Origin of the sequence: Hyphomonas sp. (assembly GCF_041398465.1) — a bacterium.
Taxonomy (GTDB): Bacteria; Pseudomonadota; Alphaproteobacteria; order Caulobacterales; family Hyphomonadaceae; genus Hyphomonas.
On the sequence record NZ_JAWKUS010000002.1, the window covers coordinates 484,261 to 505,172 of the forward strand.

18 protein-coding genes are annotated in these 20,912 nt (G+C 62.4%); 10 read left to right on the forward strand and 8 right to left on the reverse strand.

Annotated elements, in window-relative coordinates; genetic code table 11:
* Positions 1–261 precede the first annotated feature (261 nt).
* Positions 262–1,137 (reverse strand): hypothetical protein, encoded by an 876-nt coding sequence (locus R3C98_RS08920; RefSeq protein ID WP_371313761.1) that lies wholly within the window; start codon positions 1,135–1,137, stop codon positions 262–264.
* A gap of 5 nt (positions 1,138–1,142) precedes the next feature.
* The gene (locus R3C98_RS08925; RefSeq protein WP_371313762.1) at positions 1,143–1,493 is read right to left on the reverse strand and encodes a helix-turn-helix domain-containing protein; all 351 of its coding nucleotides are present in this window, start codon (positions 1,491–1,493) and stop codon (positions 1,143–1,145) included.
* Between the two features lie 229 nt (positions 1,494–1,722).
* Between R3C98_RS08925 and R3C98_RS08930 the strand changes: the two genes are divergently transcribed.
* From R3C98_RS08930 to R3C98_RS08945, 4 genes are read left to right on the forward strand one after another with little or no spacing between them, the layout of a single operon-like run.
* Positions 1,723–2,349, forward strand: a complete 627-nt coding sequence (locus R3C98_RS08930) for a TetR/AcrR family transcriptional regulator (RefSeq protein ID WP_371313763.1) — start codon at positions 1,723–1,725, stop codon at positions 2,347–2,349.
* Positions 2,346–3,299: an HlyD family secretion protein gene (locus tag R3C98_RS08935; RefSeq protein ID WP_371313764.1), complete on the forward strand. Its 954-nt coding sequence runs from the start codon at positions 2,346–2,348 to the stop codon at positions 3,297–3,299. Before R3C98_RS08930 ends, R3C98_RS08935 begins: the two co-directional genes overlap by 4 nt.
* A complete protein-coding gene (locus tag R3C98_RS08940; protein ID WP_371313765.1) occupies positions 3,299–4,231 on the forward strand; it encodes an ABC transporter ATP-binding protein in 933 nt (310 codons plus the stop codon). The genes R3C98_RS08935 and R3C98_RS08940 overlap by 1 nt, the downstream gene beginning before the upstream one ends.
* The gene (locus R3C98_RS08945; RefSeq protein ID WP_371313766.1) at positions 4,228–5,367 is read left to right on the forward strand and encodes an ABC transporter permease; all 1,140 of its coding nucleotides are present in this window, start codon (positions 4,228–4,230) and stop codon (positions 5,365–5,367) included. The genes R3C98_RS08940 and R3C98_RS08945 overlap by 4 nt, the downstream gene beginning before the upstream one ends.
* 6 nt (positions 5,368–5,373) lie before the next feature.
* Here the strand turns inward: R3C98_RS08945 and R3C98_RS08950 are convergent, their stop codons facing one another.
* Together R3C98_RS08950 and epmA are read right to left on the reverse strand one after the other, a co-directional pair.
* Positions 5,374–6,411, reverse strand: coding sequence for a lysine-2,3-aminomutase-like protein (locus R3C98_RS08950; RefSeq protein ID WP_371313767.1), 1,038 nt, complete (start codon positions 6,409–6,411; stop codon positions 5,374–5,376).
* Complete coding sequence (gene epmA / locus R3C98_RS08955; RefSeq protein WP_371313768.1) at positions 6,408–7,433, reverse strand: EF-P lysine aminoacylase EpmA; 1,026 nt, start codon at positions 7,431–7,433, stop codon at positions 6,408–6,410. Before epmA ends, R3C98_RS08950 begins: the two co-directional genes overlap by 4 nt.
* A gap of 149 nt (positions 7,434–7,582) precedes the next feature.
* Here epmA and efp point away from each other — a divergent pair, with 149 nt between their 5' ends.
* The 5 genes from efp (at position 7,583) to R3C98_RS08980 (ending at position 16,467) form a co-directional block, all read left to right on the forward strand.
* Complete coding sequence (gene efp / locus R3C98_RS08960; protein ID WP_371313769.1) at positions 7,583–8,155, forward strand: elongation factor P; 573 nt, start codon at positions 7,583–7,585, stop codon at positions 8,153–8,155.
* Between the two features lie 128 nt (positions 8,156–8,283).
* Positions 8,284–9,024 (forward strand): ImuA family protein, encoded by a 741-nt coding sequence (locus R3C98_RS08965; RefSeq protein WP_371313770.1) that lies wholly within the window; start codon positions 8,284–8,286, stop codon positions 9,022–9,024.
* Positions 8,915–10,528, forward strand: coding sequence for a DNA polymerase Y family protein (locus tag R3C98_RS08970; RefSeq protein WP_371313771.1), 1,614 nt, complete (start codon positions 8,915–8,917; stop codon positions 10,526–10,528). The genes R3C98_RS08965 and R3C98_RS08970 overlap by 110 nt, the downstream gene beginning before the upstream one ends.
* Positions 10,525–13,794, forward strand: coding sequence for an error-prone DNA polymerase (locus tag R3C98_RS08975; protein ID WP_371313772.1), 3,270 nt, complete (start codon positions 10,525–10,527; stop codon positions 13,792–13,794). The genes R3C98_RS08970 and R3C98_RS08975 overlap by 4 nt, the downstream gene beginning before the upstream one ends.
* A gap of 156 nt (positions 13,795–13,950) precedes the next feature.
* Positions 13,951–16,467 carry a hypothetical protein gene (locus tag R3C98_RS08980; RefSeq protein ID WP_371313773.1) on the forward strand — a complete coding sequence of 839 codons (2,517 nt, stop codon included), beginning with the start codon at positions 13,951–13,953 and terminating at the stop codon, positions 16,465–16,467.
* A 55-nt stretch (positions 16,468–16,522) separates the two neighbouring features.
* Here R3C98_RS08980 and R3C98_RS08985 read toward each other — a convergent pair whose 3' ends face one another.
* The 4 genes from R3C98_RS08985 to R3C98_RS09000 are packed head-to-tail and all read right to left on the reverse strand — an operon-like array spanning position 16,523 to position 19,457.
* Positions 16,523–17,257, reverse strand: a complete 735-nt coding sequence (locus tag R3C98_RS08985) for a TonB family protein (protein ID WP_371313774.1) — start codon at positions 17,255–17,257, stop codon at positions 16,523–16,525.
* On the reverse strand, positions 17,254–17,676 hold the full coding sequence (locus R3C98_RS08990) for an ExbD/TolR family protein (RefSeq protein WP_371313775.1): 423 nt from the start codon (positions 17,674–17,676) through the stop codon (positions 17,254–17,256). The genes R3C98_RS08985 and R3C98_RS08990 overlap by 4 nt, the downstream gene beginning before the upstream one ends.
* Positions 17,673–18,302 carry a MotA/TolQ/ExbB proton channel family protein gene (locus R3C98_RS08995; protein WP_371313776.1) on the reverse strand — a complete coding sequence of 210 codons (630 nt, stop codon included), beginning with the start codon at positions 18,300–18,302 and terminating at the stop codon, positions 17,673–17,675. The genes R3C98_RS08990 and R3C98_RS08995 overlap by 4 nt, the downstream gene beginning before the upstream one ends.
* A 9-nt stretch (positions 18,303–18,311) precedes the next feature.
* Positions 18,312–19,457 carry a cytochrome-c peroxidase gene (locus R3C98_RS09000; protein ID WP_371313777.1) on the reverse strand — a complete coding sequence of 382 codons (1,146 nt, stop codon included), beginning with the start codon at positions 19,455–19,457 and terminating at the stop codon, positions 18,312–18,314.
* A 197-nt stretch (positions 19,458–19,654) separates the two neighbouring features.
* Here R3C98_RS09000 and R3C98_RS09005 point away from each other — a divergent pair, with 197 nt between their 5' ends.
* Positions 19,655–20,911: an efflux RND transporter periplasmic adaptor subunit gene (locus R3C98_RS09005; RefSeq protein WP_371313778.1), complete on the forward strand. Its 1,257-nt coding sequence runs from the start codon at positions 19,655–19,657 to the stop codon at positions 20,909–20,911.
* Position 20,912: the final 1 nt, after the last annotated feature.

Here is a 20,912-nt window from a genome sequence, read left to right on the forward strand (position 1 = left end):
GTCGGTTGTCGGACGTACGCGAAGCCCCAGAATCCCCGTGGGAGACTCCCGCCGCCGCGGTGGCTTATGGCAGCGTTGATTTACGGTTACGAAACGGTTTGACTAACTTTTTGTGACAGCCACGAAAGGTTCGAGATTAACGCCAGACATACCGGAAATAATTGCGGTCTTTGGCCTGCAACAGCGCTCGACAACCCGAACTAAGCACCTGATTAAGTACAGTTTTCCGGCACAATCTGCAGGTTTTACGTCTACGTAAATTTACTGTTCCGTCAGTCCGGCCAATGCCTGTTCCATGGGAATTTCCATCAGCACCCCGTCGCGCGAAAAGAACAATGTCTGTCCATCTCCGGACAGTCCCGGACCAAATTCGTTCGCTTCTGAATTCAATGGGGGCCCCGGATTCGCAGGTGTGCTCCATGTGCCGTCTGCGCCACGCGTACTGGTCCAGATGTCGGCTCCGCCCTCTTTCGGCGTCCGGTGCGAATAGAAAAAGATACGTTTGCCGTCCGCCGTGATCACCGCATGATCGTCCGTCCGGACGTCATTCAGGTCTGTCAGAAACTTCGTGACCTTCCAGGCGCCGGATTCGTCCTGATGAGCTTCGCCCAGGCCATAACCGAACCCATCCATCTCTGGCCGGTTCGACACGTAAATCATCGTACCGTCTTCGGCGATCGACGCGATCGTCTCGTTTGCGCCGGTGTTGATATCACCCGCAATCGGTTCGGCATCACCCCAGGAATCGCCATTCCATTCGACACGCCAGATGTTCAGGTCCTTGCCTTTAAAGGGTGGCGGCATTTCCGCGTCGGTCGCGAAATACAGAGAACCGTCAGCTCGGCTGAAGCTCGCACCCTTCATCCGCTGACGGGCTGGCAGGTCCATCCGGACCGGGTCTGTCCAGGAATTTCCCTCTTTATGCATCTCGTAGAGCCAGGCTTCGTCACCACTCTCCTTGGTGTAGATGCGGATCGTGCCATCCAGACTCTCGGTCATGGAATATGCATGATTGCGATGATCGGGAGCTTCCGCGCCCGGGAAGATTTCAGCAGGACCGGATGGTGTCGCCTTGGAACAAGCCCCGAGCGCGCAAACTGCGGCGACAGCGACGGACACGATTCTAATATTCATCATCTTCCTCATGTGAGAAGGCCAACCGGCACTTCCAGGGCTTCCGCCAGACGTTTGGCCGTTTTCAGGCCGAAGGGCATTCCCCGCTCCATCGCGGAAATATGGTTTGCGCGAATACCGCACCGATTACTCAATTCCCTCTGGGTCATGAGGCGGTATTGGCGCAATGCACGGATAGGATTCTCGCCGGCTTCAATCTGCTTGAGAACGTCTTCTGGAACGTCAGGCTGTGCAAGCTGCGCGGCAGAGGCCTGTTGCGTCTCGAGCTCACCTATCCGCTTTTCCAGGTCATTCACCAGCTTTTCGAGATCGAGGATCTTGAGCTCCAGTGAATATACGAACTGATCGTCGATCGGCATCGGTTTGTCCCAGCTAAACGCCGGCATCCTTAAAAGGCCAAGCCAATAGTTTGATGTCAGATGTATGAAGGTTCCAAGACGGCTGCACCTTGGCCCCTGCGCCCCCGCCGTGCCGCGTCAGGTTTCTCGTCCGGCAGAGAATATCCGGCAATTACAAATATGTAACAGCATTGACAGAGATGGACTTCGCACTTAATTGACTGACCAGTCAGTTATTTGAGGCGTTCCGATGCGCAGGGCCAGATCTGATGAAGCGAAGGATGAACGCCGGCAGGCACTGCTGGCTGCCGCGCTGGATGAATTCTTCGAAAAAGGGTTCGCTGCGACCCGCATGGACGACATCGCCAGCCGGGCCCGGCTCTCGAAGGGGTCGCTCTACCTCTACTTCGACTCGAAAGAAGCGATGTTCCACGGGCTGGTCGAGTCATTTGCATCGCCCAACCTGGAACTGATCGAGCGGATAACGCACGAAGCGCCGACCCTGAAGGATGCCTTGCACGGCATCCGCATGTTTGCGCCGAACCTGATCCGGCAAACGGAACTGCCCCGCCTGATCAAAGTCCTCGTCGGAGACAGCCAGCTCTTCCCGGATATGGTGAGAGCCTACCGGGAAGAACTGGTCGACCGCGTCTTGTCCATGGTCTCTTCGCTTTTGCGAAGAGCGGGTGAGACCGGCGAAGCCAGGATCGAGAACGCCGAACTCACCGCGCGGCTTGTCATGGCACCGGTGATATTCAGCGCCCTTTGGCAAGGTGTCTTCAACCAGAAATCCGAAGCCGAAGTCGACCTCGACCAGCTATTCCACATCCATGAGCAGATGTTGCTCAGGGCCCTCCAGATTGAGACCACGCAATGACACAAGCGTTTGATATACGTGTACTGATCGCTGGTATCGTACTGTCCGGACTCGCCGCCTGCAGCCCGAGCGACGAGCCGGTGAACCTTGGCTACATCGAAGCGGACTGGACCTATGTCGCCGCCCCGGCCGCCGGACGAATCGTCGAACAGCCCGTAAAGGAAGGCGACCGGATCGAACAGGGCGACTTCCTGTTCCGCCTCGACAGCACCGCAGAAGAGGCCGCTGTGTCGGAGGCGAGCTCGCGGCTCAGCCAGGCGGCCGCCCAGGCCAATGACCTCAGCACCGGCGCTCGCCCGCCGGAAATCAAACGGCTTCAAGCCCAGCTCGCCGCCGCGAAAGCCCGCCTTGTCAAAGCCACGAGCGAGCGCGACCGGATCCTGCCACTCGTCGAACAGGGCTATGCTCCGAAGTCCCAGCGAGACACGGTCGAAGCGGAATTCGATGCGGCGACTGCCGCGGTCCATGCCGCCGAGCAAGATTTGAAAGTCGCCGCCCTGCCCGCCCGCGATGCGACCCGCGAAGCCGCTAAGGCCGCCACGCAATCCGCTGAAGCGGCCAAGGCAGCCGCCGAATACCGGCTAAATGAACGCCGGACCATCGCCCCGGCGAAGGGCCGCATCGAGGAAGTCTTCTTCCGCACGGGAGAGTTCGTGACCCCTGGCACGCCAATCATCGCCATCCTACCGAACGACGGACTCAAGGCCCGGTTCTATGTTCCGGAAACGGACATTTCGAAACTGAAGGTCGGCGAAACGGTTTCCTTAACAGCCGATGGCTTGCCGGCCCCGGTCAAGGCAGAGATCACCTTCATCGCCCACGAAGCGGAGTTTGCGCCGCCGGTGATCTATGCACGCCACTCCCGTGAAAAAATGGTCTTCATGGTTGAAGCCAGAGTGCCGGCAGACATCGGCCTGCATCCGGGCCTGCCGGTGGAGGTGAACTGGTAATGTCCGGCGACTACGCCATCGACGTTCACGGGCTGGTCAAACGCTTCGGCAGCAAGACAGCCGTCGCCGGTGTCGACATTCAGATGCCAAGCGGAGAGGTCTGGGGCTTCCTCGGCCCCAATGGATCCGGCAAGACGACGACCATCCGGATGATCTGCGGCCTGCTACGTGTCACCGAAGGGACGGGCCAATGCCTCGGCTATGATATCCAGCGCGACGCGGCGCGAATCCGGGAACTGACAGGGTACATGACCCAGAAATTCTCTTTCTGGAGCGACATGACGATCCGTGAAAATCTTGAATTCGTCGCCCGGATCTATCGCCTGCCCCACATCCGGCAGACCGTTGACGAGACGCTCGAAACGCTTGGCCTGACACACCGCCAGCACCAATTGTCTGGTGCCTTGTCCGGCGGCTGGAAGCAACGCCTCGCCCTCGCCGCCGTGACGATGCACGATCCGAAACTCCTCCTGCTGGACGAGCCAACCGCCGGGGTCGACCCGCAGGCCCGGCGCGATTTCTGGGACGAGATCCACCATCTCTCTTTGAAGGGTATGACGGTTCTGGTGTCGACCCACTACATGGACGAAGCCGAGCGATGCGACCGGATCGTCTACCTCGCCCATGGCGAAAAGATCATCGAAGGCCGCGTGCCAGACGTGATTGACCGCTCCGGTCTGCTGACCTTCCGTAGTGAAGGCGAAGGAGTCCGCCGTCTCGCTGACGACATCAGGAATGAACCCGGCGTCGAACACGTCGCCTATTTCGGGTCGGCCCTGCATGTGAGTGGGAAAGACCGCGCCGCCATTCAGGCGGCGCTTGCAAAGCACCAGGCACCGGATGTCAGCTGGAGTGAAGTCCGCACCAGCCTGGAAGACGCCTTCATCGCCCTCAGCGCAGAAGCGGGCGAAGACAAAAGGGTGCATGCATGAAAAGCCTGCTCCGGTCCTTTGGTCGCATCTGGGCTGTTTTCATGAAGGAAACGGTCCAGATCCGGCGAGACCGCATGACCTTTGCGGTGATGATCGGCATACCAATCATGCAGCTGATCCTGTTCGGCTACGCAATCAACATGAACCCAAAACACCTTCCGGCTGCACTTCTTGTGGAGGAACAAACACCAATTGTCCGCACCATGATCCAGTCGCTCAGAACGTCAGACTATTATGACTTCGTGATGCAGACCGACGACCCGCGCAAGACAGGCGACCTGCTCGCCCGGGGTGAGGTCGCCTTTGTTGTCTCCATTCCGGCGGGCTTTACGCGCAAACTGATCAGGGGCGAACATCCACAGCTTCTGATCGAGGCGGATGCCACCGATCCCGCCGCCGCTTCCGGCGCTGTCTCGTTCGCGCAGACGATCCTGAGCGATGCGTTGCGGCACGATCTGAAAGGCCCGCTCGCCAACCTCGCGGGCGGGCAGCCGCCCTTCGACCTCGTTGTCCATCAGATGTACAATCCCGAGGCCAAGACCAGCTACAACATCGTGCCCGGCCTTCTGGGTGTCATCCTGACCATGACGCTGGTGATGATCACGGCCATCGCCATGACCCGCGAGTCCGAACAGGGCACCATCGAAAACCTGCTGGCCATGCCGGTTCAGCCAATCGAAGTCATGTTGGGTAAAATCCTGCCTTATGTCGTGGTGGGTGCCGGACAGACGGTGCTCATTCTGTTGGCCGCGCGGCTTCTCTTCGACGTTCCTTTTATCGGAAATGCGTGGATCCTGTTCCTGGGGGTTTCTGTTTTCGTGCTGGCGAACCTCGCACTCGGTTTCACCTTCTCGACCATCGCCCGCACACAAATGCAGGCCATGCAGCTGACCTTCTTCTTCTTCCTGCCGTCGATCCTCCTGTCGGGCTTCATGTTCCCTTTCCGCGGCATGCCGGAATGGGCCCAAACCATCGGGGAGGTCCTGCCACTGACGCATTTCCTGCGCATCGTGCGCGGTGTGATGCTGAAAGATACCAGCCTCGCCCAGCTGCAAAGCCCGATCCTTGCCTTGTGCCTGTTTACCGCGGTCGCTGTCAGTGTCGCGATGCTTCGTTATCGCCGGACACTCGACTAAGGCATTTTACCCCTTGTACGGATGAAGCCTTCCGTCCCGGCCGCGCAATGCCCGGCCTTCCGGTGTTTCTACAATATCGGAGGATGCTGCGTTGGCCTTTGAGACCCCGCCCGGAATGTCGATGACATAGTGCGGTAAACCCAGTCCTGACACGCGGTCTCTCAGAGCGGAATACAGCGCCTGCCCCTCTTCCACACTGACCCGGAAATGCCCGGTGCCCGGCGCGAGGTCAGGATGGTGCAAATAGTAAGGACGAATGCGCGCGGCCACGAGCGCCTGCATCAACTCGACCAACGAGTTCACTTCATCATTCACACCGCGCAGCAGGACTGACTGGGACACGAGCGGAAAGCCGGCATCGGCGAGGCGTGCGGCGGCAGCCTTCGTCTCTGGCGACAATTCTTTCACATGATTGATATGGATCGAGACATAGACCGCTTTGCCGTCGGCCTTCAGCGCCTTCACAAAGTCGGGTGTCACCCGCGCCGGATCGGCGACCGGCATGCGCGTGTGCCAGCGGATAACTTCGACATGAGGAATTTCGGCAATCGCCTGGGTCAGGGCAGCCGCGCGCGCCGGGGACAGCATGAACGGGTCCCCGCCCGTCAGGATCACTTCCCGGACACCCGGCTGCGTACGGATATACTCAAACGCGGCTTCCAGTTCTGCGGGCGCCAAAGTCTCGCCAATCCCCGGCCCGACCATTTCGCGGCGGAAGCAGAAGCGGCAGTAAACCGGGCACACGGCGACCGGCTTCAGCAACACGCGGTCGGGATAACGGTGAACAATGCCCGGTACCGGCGTATGCGCTGCATCGCCAATCGGATCGGCCAGTTCTTCCGGCGTCCGGACCAGTTCCTCCGGGCGTGGCACGAACATGCGCGCGATGGGATCGTGCGGGTCCGACCGGTCGATGCGGTTCGCCAGAAACGGCGTCACCGCAATCGCATAATAGTCCGCAACGGGTGCCAGCGCAGCGGCCTCTTCCTCTGAGACCAGCCCGGCCTCATGCAGAGCCTCAGGCGTGATGATGGGCCGGCTCATGTCTCGACCGGCGTCCACTGGACATCATGGATCGAGCGCGCGCCGGACGCCAGCATCACCAGACGGTCGAACCCGAGCGCGACACCGCAGGCATTCGACATCCAGTCCAGCGCCTCAAGGAAGTCCTCGTCTATGGGGTAGCGCTCGCCATAGAGTTCCTGCTTGAGGTCCATATCCGCCTCGAAACGCGCGCGCTGCTCCTCGGCATTGGTCAATTCATTGAACCCGTTCGCGAGTTCCACGCCGCAGGCATAGAGCTCGAACCGCTCGGCAAAGCGCGGATCGTCCGGGCAGGCCCGAGCCAGCGCCGCCTCGCAGATGGGATAGCGGTGAAGCACCGTCAGGCGCTCATCGCCAAGGGCGGGCTCGATCAAGGTGACGAGGACGGCTGAAAAAATATCGGACCAGGAGGCGTCATCGGGAACGCCCACTCCGGCATCGCGGGCGGCACGCAGAAATCCGTCCCGGTCATCCAGTAGTCCGTTTAAGTCCGTTTTAGCATGGCGCTGGAACGCCTCAGTCAGCGTGAGATACTCCGGAGTCATGCCCGGATCGCAGGTGCGGCCGCGCCAGGTGAGCGCCTCGCGCCCCGTCGCTTCGAGCGCAGTCCGGCAAAGCGTGACTGCATCCCACATGACCTCCGTCAGGCGCGCGCCGGTGCGGTACCATTCGATCATCGTGAACTCAGGTGAGTGCAGAGGCCCTTGCTCACGGTTCCGGAAAACCCTTGAAAAATCGACGATTTTCTCTTCACCCGCGGCAAGAAGCTTCTTGCAGGAAAACTCCGGCGAGGTGTGCAGGTAGAGCGGGCTCTCCCGCCCCTCATCCGTCCGGAATGTGGTCTCGAACGCGTGGAGATGGGTCTCGTTGCCCGGCGAGACCTGCAGGGCCGCACATTCGACCTCGAGAAATCCCTCTCCGGCGAACCAGTCCGACAGCGCCCGGCGGACCTGGCCGCGCTGCAACAGGAACGGCCGGCGGTCCCTGTGCCGCGCCGGATGCCACCATTTCCCGTCAGTCATCTGCCCTGTCCAATATCCGGAAGCGTCGAAATATGTGAACCGGCGCTTGGCGAAACACGCAAGTGCCGGTATGGCGAACCCCGATCAGGCGCTCCGGAGCGGAGCGCTCTATAGCACCGGAGCCAGTCCGGGCAACTCGGGAACATCTCATGGCCGTTGAAATTGCAGCGAACATCCGCCGGGGCAACATCGTCGAGCACACCGACGGTCAGCTCTATTCTGTCCTCAAGGCTGAATCCTTCCGCCCGGGCAAAGGCACGCCAACCACCACGATCGAGATGCGCCGCATTTCGGACGGCATCAAGATCGTCAACACCTACAAGACGACAGACAAGCTGGAAAAGGCCTTCGTCGAGGACATTGGCTACACCTATCTCTACCAGGACGGCGACAACTACGTCTTCATGCACCCGGAAACGTTTGAGCAGGTCTACGTGGCTGGGACCATGCTGGGCGACAATGCTGCGTTCCTGCAGGAAAACATGGAAGTGAGCCTGCAGATGTTCAATGGCGAGCCGGTCTCCGCCACCCTGCCAGCGCGTATCACGGCAACGATCGCAGAAACCGAGCCGGTCGTGAAAGGCCAGACAGCATCGAGTAGCTACAAGCCGGCGATCCTGGACAATGGCGTCCGCGTGATGGTGCCGCCGCACATCGACGTTGGCACGCGCATCATCGTCAACACCGAAGACAACACCTATCTGGAACGCGCGAAAGACTAAGTCTTCCAACGCTTTACTCAGACCGAGAAAGTGCCGGCCCCTGTGCCGGCACTTTTCTTTTGTGCGCCGGTTTCCGCCCGCGTGAGCCGAATTGACTCAGGCGCAAGAAAAGAACAAAATAAGAACAAATGGATATCGCGACCCTCAAAGCCAGAGGCCTGATCCGGCCTGTCACAGCTGCCCCGACGCAGCCAGACGCCTTTCCTTTCGGGTTGGGCAGCCATGGCGTGCATGAGGTGGCAGAGACGGCTTACGGCCACTGGGCGGCGGCGACAGGCTTCGTCCTTGGCATGCTGCATCCGACACAGAAAGGCGCCTGCCTGTGGATCTGCCAGAGCAACGTTTCCCGGGACGCCGGGCATATCCCCGCAGCCGCCCTGCAGCAGATGACCGGCGGGCGGGAGCCGCGCCTCTGTATCGTCGTCCACAAATCCGCTGAGGCCCTCTGGAGTGCCGAGGAAGGCATCATGTCCGGCGCCGTCCGTCATGTCGTGGTCGAGCTTGAAGAGGCGGATTTCACGGCAACCCGCCGCCTGGCCCTGGCGTCCGAGAAGCATGGCGTCCCGGTCACCCTCCTGCTGCCGCACACCTGCAGCGGCGCGACGGCAGCCGCCACCCGCTGGCGGGTCGGCACACAGCTTTCGGCGATGAATCGTCACGATCCCCGCGCGCCCGGCCAGCCGCGCTACCGCGCCGTGCTGGAACGTTGCCGCAGTGCCCCCGCCGCCGTGGGGCAGGCTTTTGATCTTGAGTGGAACGATGAGACGCTATCTCTCCATATGGTTTCCGGAATGGCCGCTGGACCGGCTGCGCCGCACCCGGCGCCGTCCTTCGCCACAAGGCACGGACACCAACGCAGGGCCGGCTGAGCCACAACCCTTTGTTCTTTATGAGAAATCGACCCACGGTCTGGCCGTCGCAGCAGCGAATGCCCCAGCCATGGCAGCTGGCATCCATGCCGGGCTGAGCCTCAAGGATGCCCGCAGCGCCCTGCCGGGCCTTCTGACCGAACAGATCGACCGGGAGAGCGATGCCGCCGCCCTGCTGGCCCTTGCGGACTGGATGGTGCGCTTCTCTCCCCTCGTGTGCACCGATGGAAACGACGGGCTGTTGCTGGAGACGACGGGGTGCGACCACCTTTTTGGCGGCGAGGCCGGCATGGCGGCGGCCTTGTCGGTGCGGGTGGCGGAGGCCGGCTATGGCCACCGCCTCGCCTTTGCAGGGACGCCCGGCGCGGCCTGGGCGCTGGCCCGGACCGTAGCGGAGGATGGGGCGCCGGTGATCCTGCCACCGGGGGCGGAGCGGACGGGGCTGGCGGCGCTTCCGGTGTGGGCGCTGCGGCTCTCCGGCACCGTTCTGACCCTGCTGCGCCGCTTCGGCCTGACGCGGATCGGGCAGCTCTACGGCATTGATCGCAAAGCACTTTCCCGGCGCTTCCAGTCCCGCGAGGCGGTGGAGGCGGTGATGCTGCGGCTGGATCAGGCGCTGGGCGTGCGGGCCGAGCCGTTTGCGCCGCTGCGCGCGCCGCCGGACTATGCCGCCCGCCTGCCCTGTCCCGAGCCGCTAAGCGACAGCGCCGGGATCAGCGAGGGCCTCAGCCGCCTGACAGAGGAGCTGTGCGCGAAGCTGTCGGCCCATGGCCTCGGCGCGCAAGGCTTTGTTTTTCATGCATTTCGCTCCGATGGCGAGACGCGCAGCCTGACCGTCAACATGGCCCGCCCGGTGCGCAAACCGGCCCACATCCTGCGCCTTTTCCGGGAGCGGCTGGACCGGATCGACCCCGGTTTCGGCATCGACCTCCTGCTGCTGGAGGCCCTCAGAACCGCCCCGATGGAGGCCGGAAGCCAGCCATTATCCGCTGACCTTGCCATGACTATAACGGACTTAGGCATGCTTTCCGCGCTCTCCGACCGGATCCAGGCACGACTAGGCGAGGGCCGCGTCATGATCATCCAGCCGGAGGCCCGCCACACGCCGGACATGGCCGAGCGGCGCGTGCCTTTCACCGGCCAGCTGCCTGAAGACACCCCGCCGCCCCCTGACACGCTGCCGGGCCTCCGCCCCATCCGCATGCTGGACCGGCCGGAGCCGATCGATGCCGTCGCTGAGGTGCCGGACGGCCCGCCCCTGCGCTTCGTCTGGCGCCGGGTGGTGCGGCGCGTAGTGAAGGCCGACGGGCCGGAACGGATCGCGCCGGAATGGTGGACCCATCTGCCAACACCCGGCGGCGGCGCGCAGGCCGTGCCCCGCGCGCGGGACTATTACCGCGTCGAGGACGAGCACGGGCACCGCTACTGGATCTTCCGCGAGGGGCTCTATGATGACGGGCGCGGCAACCATCCAGACTGGTTCATGCAGGGGCTGCTGGCATGACCGGTTATGCAGAACTCGCCGTGACGACGAACTTCTCCTTCCTGCGGGGGGCGAGCCATGGTGCCGAACTGGTGCAGCGGGCCGCCGAACTGGGCCTCTCGGCGATTGGCGTCGCGGACCGCAACACGCTGGCGGGTGTCGTGCGGGCGCATACCGCCGCGAAGGAGGCCGGGCTGAAGCTGCTGGTCGGCGCGCGGCTGGTGCCCGTGGAAGGGCCGGAGATCCTCGTCTACCCGATGGACCGGGCCGCCTATGGCCGCCTGTCGCGCCTCCTCTCCGAAGGCAAGATGAAGCCGGACGTACCGAAGGGCGAATGCCATTTGACGATGGAGACCATCCTTGCGGCCAGCGAAGGACAGGTGCTGATCGTCATGCCACCCGCTGTTCCGCCTGCTGAGTTTGCCGATACGCTGCGCGAGATCGCTGCCGCCACGCCGGGGCGCACTTACCTTGCGGCGCGTTATACCTATTCCGGCCGCAACCGGGAGCGTATCGCCCGGCTGGAGGAAATTGCCGCCAGTGCGAGCGTGCCGCTGGTCGCCACGAATGACGTGCTCTACCACGCGCCGGACCGCCGCCCCTTGCAGGACGTGCTGACCTGCATCCGCGAGCATTGCACCATCGACACCGCCGGTTACCGGCTGGAAGCGAACGCGGAACGCCATCTGAAAAGCCCCGCCGAAATGGCCCGCCTATTCCAGGGTTTCGAAGCGGCTATCGCAAGCACACAGGAAATCGCGGATCGCTGCCATTTCAGCCTCGATGAACTGGCCTATGAATATCCGGACGAGCCGGTGCCGCGCGGGGCAACACCCCAGAGCCACCTGACAAAGCTGACCTGGGAAGGCGCGGCCAGCCGCTACCCGGAGGGTATCCCGGAACAGGTTTCCCGGCAGCTGGAAGAGGAACTCGCCCTGATCGAGGAGCTGTCCTACGCGCCCTATTTCCTGACCGTGCACGACATCGTCGCCTGGGCACGCAGCAAGGACATTCTCTGCCAGGGGCGCGGCTCTGCGGCGAACTCCGCCGTCTGCTACTGCCTTGGTGTCACCAGCGTCGACCCGACGCTGACCAAGCTTCTGTTTGCCCGCTTCCTGTCGCGGGAACGGCGGGAGCCGCCGGACATCGATGTCGACTTCGAACACGAACGCCGCGAAGAAGTCATCCAGTATGTCTACGGACGGTATGGCCGCCACCGCGCCGCCCTGACAGCGACGGTAATCTCCTACCGCTCCCGCTCCGCCGTCCGCGAAGTCTGCAAGGCACTCGGCCTCAGTGAGGACATTTCCAGCGCGCTGGCCAATGGTGTCTGGGGCAGCTGGAACGATGCCATGCCGGACAAGCGCATCGTCGAAGCGGGCCTCGACCCGCGCAGCCCGCTGATCCGCCGCGCCATCCTGCTGACCCGGCAGCTGATCGGGTTCCCGCGCCACCTGTCCCAGCATGTCGGCGGCTTCGTGCTGACACAGGGGCCGCTCACCGAAACCGTACCCATCGGCAATGCGGCGATGGACAAGCGCACCTTCATCGAATGGGACAAGGACGACATCAACGCGCTCGGCATCATGAAGGTGGATGTGCTGGCGCTGGGCATGCTGACCTGCATCCGCAAGGCGTTCAACCTGCTGGAAAGCCACAAGGGCATCCATCACACGCTGGCCAGTATCCCGCCGGACGACCAGCCGACCTATGACATGCTGTGCCGGGCCGACAGCGTTGGCGTGTTCCAGGTGGAGAGCCGCGCGCAGATGGCGATGCTGCCGCGCCTGCGCCCGCGCGTCTTCTATGATCTCGTGATCGAGGTGGCCATCGTGCGCCCCGGCCCGATCCAGGGGAACATGGTGCACCCATACCTGCGCCGCCGGAACGGGACGGAGCCTGTGCGCTTCCCGAGCCCCGCCCCCGAACATGGCCCGCCGGACGAACTGGAGCAGATCCTGGCGCGCACCAAAGGCGTGCCCCTGTTCCAGGAACAGGCGATGCAGATCGCCATCGACGCGGCAAAGTTCACGCCCGACGAAGCGAACGGCCTGCGCCGTGCCATGGCGACGTTCCGCCACCTCGGCACGATCCACAACTATGAGGAAATGCTGGTCTCCCGCCTGATCGAGCGCGGCTATGATCCGGTCTTTGCCCGGTCCTGCTATGAGCAGATCAAGGGCTTTGGCGAATATGGCTTCCCGGAAAGCCATGCGGCCTCCTTCGCGCTGCTCGTCTATGTGTCCTCCTGGCTGAAATGTCACCACCCGGACATTTTCTGTGCCGCCATCCTGAACAGCCAGCCCATGGGGTTCTACGCCCCTGCCCAGCTGGCGCGGGATGCGCAGGAGCATGGCGTCGAGATCCGCCCGGTGGATGTGAACCATTCCGACTGGGACAATACGCTGGAACCGGTGGACGATGAGGCCGGCCTGTTCGCCGTGCGCCTCGGCTTCCGGCAGGTCGACGGGATGAGGCAGGCTGACATGGAGCAGCTGATGCTGCACCGGGGCAGCGGCTATGCCAGTCCGGACGCGCTGACCCGGCGGGCGCGCCTGACCCGGGCGGTGCTGGAGCGGCTGGCAGCGGCGGATGCCTTCCGCTCCATGGGCCTGTCACGCCGCGATGCCCTGTGGAAGATCCGCGGCGATGCGCCGGGCCATGCCCTGCCGCTGTTCGCGGCGGCCGACCTCGCCGAACAGGGCGCGGAGGCGGATGTGGAGCTGCCGCAGGTTCCGCCCTCGGAGCATGTGCTGCAGGACTACCAGACGCATCGCATGTCGCTGAAAGGCCATCCGATGCACTTTCTGCGGAATGCGCATACGCGGCGGGGGATCGTCTCCACCGCCGAGGCGACCGCGCGCCGGAACGGCCAGCGGGTGGAGACGTCCGGCCTTGTGCTGGTGCGCCAGCGGCCCGGCTCTGCCAGCGGGGTGGTCTTCGTCACGCTGGAAGACGAAACAGGGATCGCGAACCTCGTCGTCTGGCCGCGCGTGCTGGAGCGGTTCCGCCCGGTCGTGATGCGCGCGCGGATCCTGCATGTGGTCGGCCGGGTCCAGTCTGCCGACAATGTCACGCATATCGTGGCTGAGCGGCTGGTCGACTGTACAGAGGATCTTTCCCTCCTGTCGGAAGACGTGTTGCGCGATCCGTTGAACGGGGTGCTGGCCCGCCCGGATGAGGTGCGCCGCCCCGTCCTGCCACGCAAGGGACCGGCCGGGCGCCCCTCCGGTGGACGTCATCCGCGCAATGTCCGTGTCATCCCGCCGAGCCGGGATTTCCACTAACCGCGAGCCCGGTGCCTGCCCGTTTCGGTAGCAGCCCTACCCGTCAGCAGCCTCGAAAACGGGTGCGACATTTCGAAACCATTTTTGCGACTAATTCTCATTTACATATTGGCGACAGCCCGATATTGCGAATGAGTTGCAATATCGGAGACAGGTATGAAACTGACGACACAGACCGCCATGGGCCTCGCCCTGCTGTTCGGGGCGCTCCCAGCCATCGCGCAAGAAACTGAAGCAGATGCTACACAGTCCGAAGCGGTGGAACTGGGCGCAATCGACATTGAAGACACGCGCGCGCCGATGCCCGCCTATCGCGGTTTCATTGCTGAAGACAGCGGCCTGTCGATCATCGACAAAGAGTCCCTGACCGGCCTGGAAGACGGTTCCGGCGACGCCATGGACGCCCTCCGTCTGATGCCGAACGTCAATTTCGACGTGAACCATTCCAGCGCCGACCGGGACAACCTGCTGGACCTGCGCCCGGCCGATATCTCCATCTCCGGCGGCCAGACCTATGACAACGCATTCCGTATCGACGGCGTCGGCGTGAACAGCGTGATGGACGTCACCAACGATAATCCGCAGAGCGTCTTCGATGTCGCGGGCGCATCGGCCCAATCGATCTTCCTCGATCCGTCGCTGATCGGAAGCATTGAACTGCGCGATTCCAATATCTCGGCCCGCTATGGCGAGTTCTCCGGCGGTGTCGTCGATGTCGGCATCCGCGATCCGAAGGACAAGTTGGGTGTCAGCCTGCGCTACGGCTACGAGAGCGACGAGATGCTGGATTACATCACCGAGGACGGCGCCGACCTCGACAGTGCCGATCCGCCGCCGGAATTCACCAAGTGGCGCCTGCACGGCACGGTCGACGCGCCGGTGAACGACCAGCTGCGCTTCCTCTTCGGATTCGGCCGCACGGTGGCCGACGTGACCTATCCGGTCAGCGCCAGCTATGGCGACAATTTCCGCGGCTTCCAGTCGACCTCTGACAATTATCTCGTCAAAGGTATCTATGACTTCTCCGACACGCTGCGCTTGACCAGCAGTCTGGTCTACAGCCCGTACGAAAGCGAGTCTGCGGCGGCGGCGGGTATCGAAAATCTCGTCACCAGCAAAGGCGGCGGCCTGACCTTCAAGACCGAACTCGACGGGCAGAATGGCGAGTTGGACTGGCTGGTCCGCGCATCCTATGTCGACTCCGACACCAGCCGAGAAGCCCCACCGGTCCAGTACAACTGGAGCGCCGAAGCCCCAAGCATCAACTTCTGCTCCGGCAGTAGCTGCACGATCGGTGGCATAGGCAATCTCGACCAGACCCAGCGCGACTATGCGCTGGAAGGCGAAGCGAGCCACCCACTATTCGGCGGGACATTCGATTTCGGCGGTGGGGTGTCTTACATCGACGCGCACAAAGGCCGCGATCAGGAACTGCGCATGTATTCACGCTGCGTCTATGATCCGGATACGGTCTGCGCGGACCCAAGCGAAACATCCTGTATCGATGGCGAGATCGCCGCGACCCAGTACAATCTGTTCCCGGCTTTCGACGCAAATGCCGAAATCCTGCAGGGCGCGCTCTGGGCGGAGCAGGCAAACACCTTCGGCCCGGTGGACGTGCGGGCGGGCCTGCGTGTGTCGACTGACGACTATTTGGATAACACGAACATCGCACCGCGGCTCAGTGCCGTCTGGAACATTCGCGATGATGTGCAACTGACAGCCGGTGCAAACCGCTACTATACGCGCAACCTTCTTGCCTATGCCATCAGCGAACAGGAGCCGGACCTCTATCTCTATCGCCGCACCGGCACTTCGGACGGAAGTGATCTCGTCTTCAGCCCGGACGATTGGAGCCTTTACCGCTGGAGCGTCCTGACCAGCTACCATGATGCGGACCTCGACACGCCCTATTCCGATGAAGCGACACTCGCGCTGACCTTCCCGGCCTTCCGGAACCTCAACGGCATTGGCCGGCTGAAAGCGGTGCAACGGTGGCACCGCGACCAGATCGTTGCCCGGCCAACAGAAACGGTCGAACAGAACGATGAAAACGGCGATCCCTACACCCGCCGCGTTCATTATCCTTCCAATGAAGGCAAGACCGATTATGTCGGCCTGTCGGCGGAGTGGGTCGGCACCTGGCGCAATACATCCTTCACGCTCAATGCGGCATGGTCGGAGACCTACAACAATGCCGACGACGAAGGCCTGTATTTCGACGAATACGATCCGGAAGAACTGCTGCTCGACCTGATCTATTATCAGGGTCAAATCATGCCACTGGCCCAGTTGCAGGACGAAGCGTATCGCGAGAATTTCGCAACGCCCTTTACGGCGAACGCGGCTGTGCGTTCAACATGGCTCAATGAGGCGCTGGATACGACGTTCTGGCTCTACTGGAAGGATGCGTATGAGACGATCGGCGATACGGGTGAAAACGAAACCATCGACGGCTCATCCTACGATGTCTACGATATCGTAACTCGCAAGGCATCCTTGCGGGCAGACCTCAACGCCACGTACACGATCCCGAAATTCAGCCGTGGACGTGTCCAGCTGGAAGCGCGGGTATCGAACCTGTTCAACACCCTGCCGCACCCCGACGTCACGAGCAGCAATCCCTACCAGCTCGGCCGCGCCGTATGGCTCGGCATCAACTACGTCTACTAGGGCTAAGCCTGGTTGACATGAGACACCCGTCCAACGGCAAGCTGGGCGGGTGTTTTCAGTTCAGCGCGTACCGCATTTCCGTCCGATATGTGCGGGCCGTCCAGTCTGCCTGATCCGGCGCGGGAGGATAAGGCACTGCCGAGCCCAGCTGGCTGAGCGCCGCCTTGTCGAGCCGGCGGCTGCCGGACGATGCCAGAAGACGGCATTTGATCAGCTGCCCATGCCGCCCGATGACAAACTCCACACCGACATTTCCCTCCTCACCCCGCATCCGGGCAGCGGGAGGAAAAGTCTTGAACCGCGCAAGATGCCCGAGCACGATGCCATCATAACTGACCTGCATAGCCTGGTAGCCTGCTTCGGCAGCGTCACCGTCCGTGTCCTGATCGGAGTCTGAGGCAGTGCCGCTCTTTCCGGCACTCCCGGCGACAGCCGCCAACTGGCTGACAGACTCGGCGGGCTCAGGATCCGGAACTTCCGCCTGCTCCGCCTGCACCTCGGGTTTCGGCACCGGGATAGGTTCGGCGACCGGTTCAGATACCGGTGGCTTTGGCATCGGTTCAGGCTTGGGCGGAGATGTTTCCCGTTCTGTTTCAGGCACTTCCTGTGTGGCAGTCTCAGCAGGCTGTCCGGCGGACGCGCCACGGGAGCCGAGCGCCACGCGGAGCGATGCTTTTTCGACCGACGCCGTCTCCTGCCCGGACAGGTACACCAGCGCCCCGCCTGCACCGGCAATGTGCATGACGCCCGACGCTGCGACGAGGACCGAGAAGGGAGAGACCCGGTTCATTCGCCCCGCTTCTCCGTCGAGATGTCGACCGCCTTGGCGCCCGCCTCCGTCGCGATGTCCATTGCATCGATCAGCCGCTGCGAACTCGCCGCAGCGTCGATAGCGATAACAAGCGCCTGGTCTTCATCCCCGGACATGGCCTGCTTCAGCGCCTGTCGGACAATCGTCACGTCATCATATCGCTGCCCATCCAGAACCCATGTGCCGCCGTCTGCTTCCGGGGCTTGTAGCACCAGAGCCTCGCCTTCGCTCGGCACCGCTGCGCTCGCCTCCGGTAGATCAACGGTGACAGCGTACTGCGCAGTATTTGCCGTCAGCAACAGGAACACGATCAGCATGAAGACGACATCGATCAGCGGGGTCAGGTTCGGCAGAACGTTGTCGTCCGCAGCCGTGTCGTCGGGCATGGCATTGATCATGTCCGCTCGCCCCGCATATCAGCCGCAAGCGAAAGGCTGGTCAGCAGGGCCGCGGCATCCGCCATCCGGTAGCGGATGCGGGACCGGAACCAGGCATGGCAGACGAGGCATGGTATTGCGATGACAAGGCCGATCACTGTCGTAATCATGGCTTGCCATAAGCCGCCAGCCACGATGCCCGGCTCAACCGGTCCGCTCGTCCCTTCCAGCGCCTGAAAGGCAACCATCAGGCCAATCACGGTGCCAAGAAGGCCCAGGAGCGGCGCCAGCCCGGCGACCGTCGTCAGGCCGGTCAAGCGGCGCGACAACTCCCGTCCGGCCGCCTGCAGCTCGAGGCTCGCAGCTTCTTCGCGCAAATATTTGTCTGCATGCAGATTTTCGCTCAGCACGCCTGCGGCGGCGCCGTAGAATGGGTACGCAGCTTTCACCTCGGCCAGCGCAGCCGAGGCACCCTTCTCAGATGCCGTGCGCCGGACGGACTGCTCTGCCTGCCGGCTCAGCCCCTTCAGGCGCGCCAGCGCCAACGTCCTGTCAGCGATCAGGGCCAATGCAATGACAGAGCAGGCAAAGAGCGGCACCAGAACGATACCGGCTGGCTGCATGAGAACGGTCAGGAGATCAGACATGGGAGAGGATCACAGGGTTTCGAGATAGGCCACCAATGCATTCCGCTCGTCGGAGGTGAGGTTCAGCTTTGGAAGCAATTCACTGGTTTCCGGAAACAGGGGGTCGTCCTCCATACCGGGACGCGGCCATGGCCGGGCGCCCCCCGCATTGTAGAGGTTCACGATGCCCAGCAGGCTGGGGAACAGGCCGTTGTGCATGTAGGGGCCTGTGCGGCGAACATGGCGCAGGCTGGGCGTCTTGAACTCGCCGACCGCGTCAGGCGCTTCCGTCAGCGCGTAGCGGCCAAGGTCTTCATACTTGCGACCGTAATAGGTCAGCCCGATATTGTGGAACGCGTCATCCGTGAGACGCGGACCGGAATGGCAGGTCATGCAACGCGCCTTGGTGCGGAACAGGTGCAGGCCGAACAGTTCCTGATCGGTGAACCGGTCCCGGTCGCCTGCCAGGAAGAGATCGAATTTCGTCCGCCGGGTGAGGGTGCGTTCGTACGCGGCAAGCGCGGCGGTGACGTCTGTCATGGCGATTGTGCCTTCGCCAGTGATCTGCCGGAAACGCTCTACATAGTTCGGGTCGGTATTCAGGGTGTCGATCAGCGCAGCTTGTGACTCTGCCATCTCGATGGGATTGGAGATGGGCATCATCGCCTGGTGTTCCAGGCTCATGGCGGCGCCGTCCCACATGAAGATCGGCTGATCCGCCTTGTCGAGAAGGGTCGGCGCATTGCGCTTGCCCTGCTGGCGGTCATGCCCGACGGAGACGCGGATGCCATCGGTGAAGGCAAGGTCTGGATGGTGGCAGGATGCGCAGGCGATCTGGCCCGAGGCGCTGAGGATCGGATCGAAGAAGAGCTTCTCCCCCAGCATCGCCATGAGGTTCGGCCCGGTAGCGGCTGGCCGCTCCAGAGCGGCCATTTCCTCGAAGGGCGTGTCGTTGGTGGTCTCCGCCTTGGGCCAGGTTTCGATCGCTCCCGCATAGGCGGCGCGCAGATCTGCCCCTTCAGTACAGACCTGCGGACCACATCCGAGTTCTGTCCCACCGACAGGTTCCGAAACCTCGGCAGCCTTGCAGGAAACGGCCAGCAGGCAGCCCACGGCCAGCATAGCGGCGCGGTAGAACCCGGCACGAGATGACGATTTGATCCGCGTCAGCGACATGCCCGGCAATTCTCTCTCTGCTTCGCACCAAGTTATCAATAATGATTATCATTCTCATATTTGTTTTGCTTGTCACGCGCAACAATCGTCGCAGGGTCTTAGCAGCTATCGCGCACACGAAATGCAGCCTGCAGCGACGGATTCCGCCCCACCCGCCGTTCAATGGAAATATTGGTTCATTGATTGCGTGAATTTAGATGGCACGAAAGAAATCGTCTTCGCGGTGGGGTCTCATCGCACTTGTTGCAGCCGCGGCTGCCATTGGCGTGTACCTGTTTGTCTCAGCGTCTTCGAAGGGCGAAGAGCAGACCCTGCAGACCGTAAAAGCCACACGGGGCGACATTGAAGTCACCATTTCGGCGGCGGGAAAAATCACACCGAAGGAAGAAGTTGCCGTCGGTGCGCAGGTGTCCGGCCAGCTGGAGAAGCTGTACGTCGATGTCGGCGACAGCGTCGAGGCTGGCGACCTGTTGGCCCAGATCGATGCGACAATCGCCACAACGAGTGTGGAAGGAAACCGCGCCCAGCTGAAAGAACTGCGCGCCAGCCGGAAGCAACAGCAGGCGTCACTGAATCTCCTGAAGTCCCAGGCAGACCGCGCCGCCATGCTCTACGAAGCCGATGCCATGGCCAAAGCGGACTATGAGGCGGCGATAGCGGACTATCAGATCGCTCAAGGCAAACTTGAAGCGATCGACGCGCAGATCGAACGCCAGAGTTCCACCCTGCAGGCCGACCTCGCCTCTTTGGAATTCACCAAGATCTACGCCCCGATTTCCGGTACGGTCGTCTCGCTGGAGGCTGTCGAGGGCCAGACCCTGAACGCCAACCAGACGGCGCCGACCATCCTCACTATCGCAGACCTGACCACAATGACGGTCGAGACCGACGTGTCGGAAGCCGATGTGCTGCGGATCACCAACAACCAGCCCGCCTGGTTCACGACGCTCGGTGATTCCGAGTACCGCTGGGAAACCAGCGTCCGGCAAGTCCTGCCGACGCCGGAAGTGCTGAACGATGTGGTGCTCTACAAGGCCCTGCTCGACGTGGACAATCCGGAAGGCCGGCTGCGTACGGAGATGACGGCACAAGTGTTCTTCGTCGTCGGATCTGCGAAAGACGCCGTTCTCGTTCCGGTGACGGCGCTTCAGTCCTCGCCTCAGAGCCGCAATGGTTCAGATACAGCCATGAGCGCACCACCATCGACGCCTGCCGGGTTCCAGGCTGCGCGCGAAGCAAACCCGGATGCAGATACCGCTCTGGTCATGATTTTAGGCAATGACGGAGAAATGCTCCCTCGCCCCATTCTCACCGGGCTACGCACCCGCACACTGGCTGAAGTGATCTATGGTTTGTCTCCCGGCGACACTGTTGTCTCGGGTAATGTGGCGCCGAAGCAGGTGAGCAGCGGCCAAAGCCGCCAGATGGGGCCGCCGCCCATGATGGGCCGCTAGG

What these genes read in the sequence shown, in the direction of transcription:
- R3C98_RS08920 (WP_371313761.1), bottom strand. Translation starts at nt 1,137, where the DNA reads ATGATGAATATTAGAATCGTGTCCGTCGCTGTCGCCGCAGTTTGCGCG.
- R3C98_RS08925 (WP_371313762.1), bottom strand. Translation starts at nt 1,493, where the DNA reads ATGCCGATCGACGATCAGTTCGTATATTCACTGGAGCTCAAGATCCTC.
- R3C98_RS08930 (WP_371313763.1), top strand. Translation starts at nt 1,723, where the DNA reads ATGCGCAGGGCCAGATCTGATGAAGCGAAGGATGAACGCCGGCAGGCA.
- R3C98_RS08935 (WP_371313764.1), top strand. Translation starts at nt 2,346, where the DNA reads ATGACACAAGCGTTTGATATACGTGTACTGATCGCTGGTATCGTACTG.
- R3C98_RS08940 (WP_371313765.1), top strand. Translation starts at nt 3,299, where the DNA reads ATGTCCGGCGACTACGCCATCGACGTTCACGGGCTGGTCAAACGCTTC.
- R3C98_RS08945 (WP_371313766.1), top strand. Translation starts at nt 4,228, where the DNA reads ATGAAAAGCCTGCTCCGGTCCTTTGGTCGCATCTGGGCTGTTTTCATG.
- R3C98_RS08950 (WP_371313767.1), bottom strand. Translation starts at nt 6,411, where the DNA reads ATGAGCCGGCCCATCATCACGCCTGAGGCTCTGCATGAGGCCGGGCTG.
- epmA (WP_371313768.1), bottom strand. Translation starts at nt 7,433, where the DNA reads ATGACTGACGGGAAATGGTGGCATCCGGCGCGGCACAGGGACCGCCGG.
- efp (WP_371313769.1), top strand. Translation starts at nt 7,583, where the DNA reads ATGGCCGTTGAAATTGCAGCGAACATCCGCCGGGGCAACATCGTCGAG.
- R3C98_RS08965 (WP_371313770.1), top strand. Translation starts at nt 8,284, where the DNA reads ATGGATATCGCGACCCTCAAAGCCAGAGGCCTGATCCGGCCTGTCACA.
- R3C98_RS08970 (WP_371313771.1), top strand. Translation starts at nt 8,915, where the DNA reads ATGAGACGCTATCTCTCCATATGGTTTCCGGAATGGCCGCTGGACCGG.
- R3C98_RS08975 (WP_371313772.1), top strand. Translation starts at nt 10,525, where the DNA reads ATGACCGGTTATGCAGAACTCGCCGTGACGACGAACTTCTCCTTCCTG.
- R3C98_RS08980 (WP_371313773.1), top strand. Translation starts at nt 13,951, where the DNA reads ATGAAACTGACGACACAGACCGCCATGGGCCTCGCCCTGCTGTTCGGG.
- R3C98_RS08985 (WP_371313774.1), bottom strand. Translation starts at nt 17,257, where the DNA reads ATGAACCGGGTCTCTCCCTTCTCGGTCCTCGTCGCAGCGTCGGGCGTC.
- R3C98_RS08990 (WP_371313775.1), bottom strand. Translation starts at nt 17,676, where the DNA reads ATGATCAATGCCATGCCCGACGACACGGCTGCGGACGACAACGTTCTG.
- R3C98_RS08995 (WP_371313776.1), bottom strand. Translation starts at nt 18,302, where the DNA reads ATGTCTGATCTCCTGACCGTTCTCATGCAGCCAGCCGGTATCGTTCTG.
- R3C98_RS09000 (WP_371313777.1), bottom strand. Translation starts at nt 19,457, where the DNA reads ATGTCGCTGACGCGGATCAAATCGTCATCTCGTGCCGGGTTCTACCGC.
- R3C98_RS09005 (WP_371313778.1), top strand. Translation starts at nt 19,655, where the DNA reads ATGGCACGAAAGAAATCGTCTTCGCGGTGGGGTCTCATCGCACTTGTT.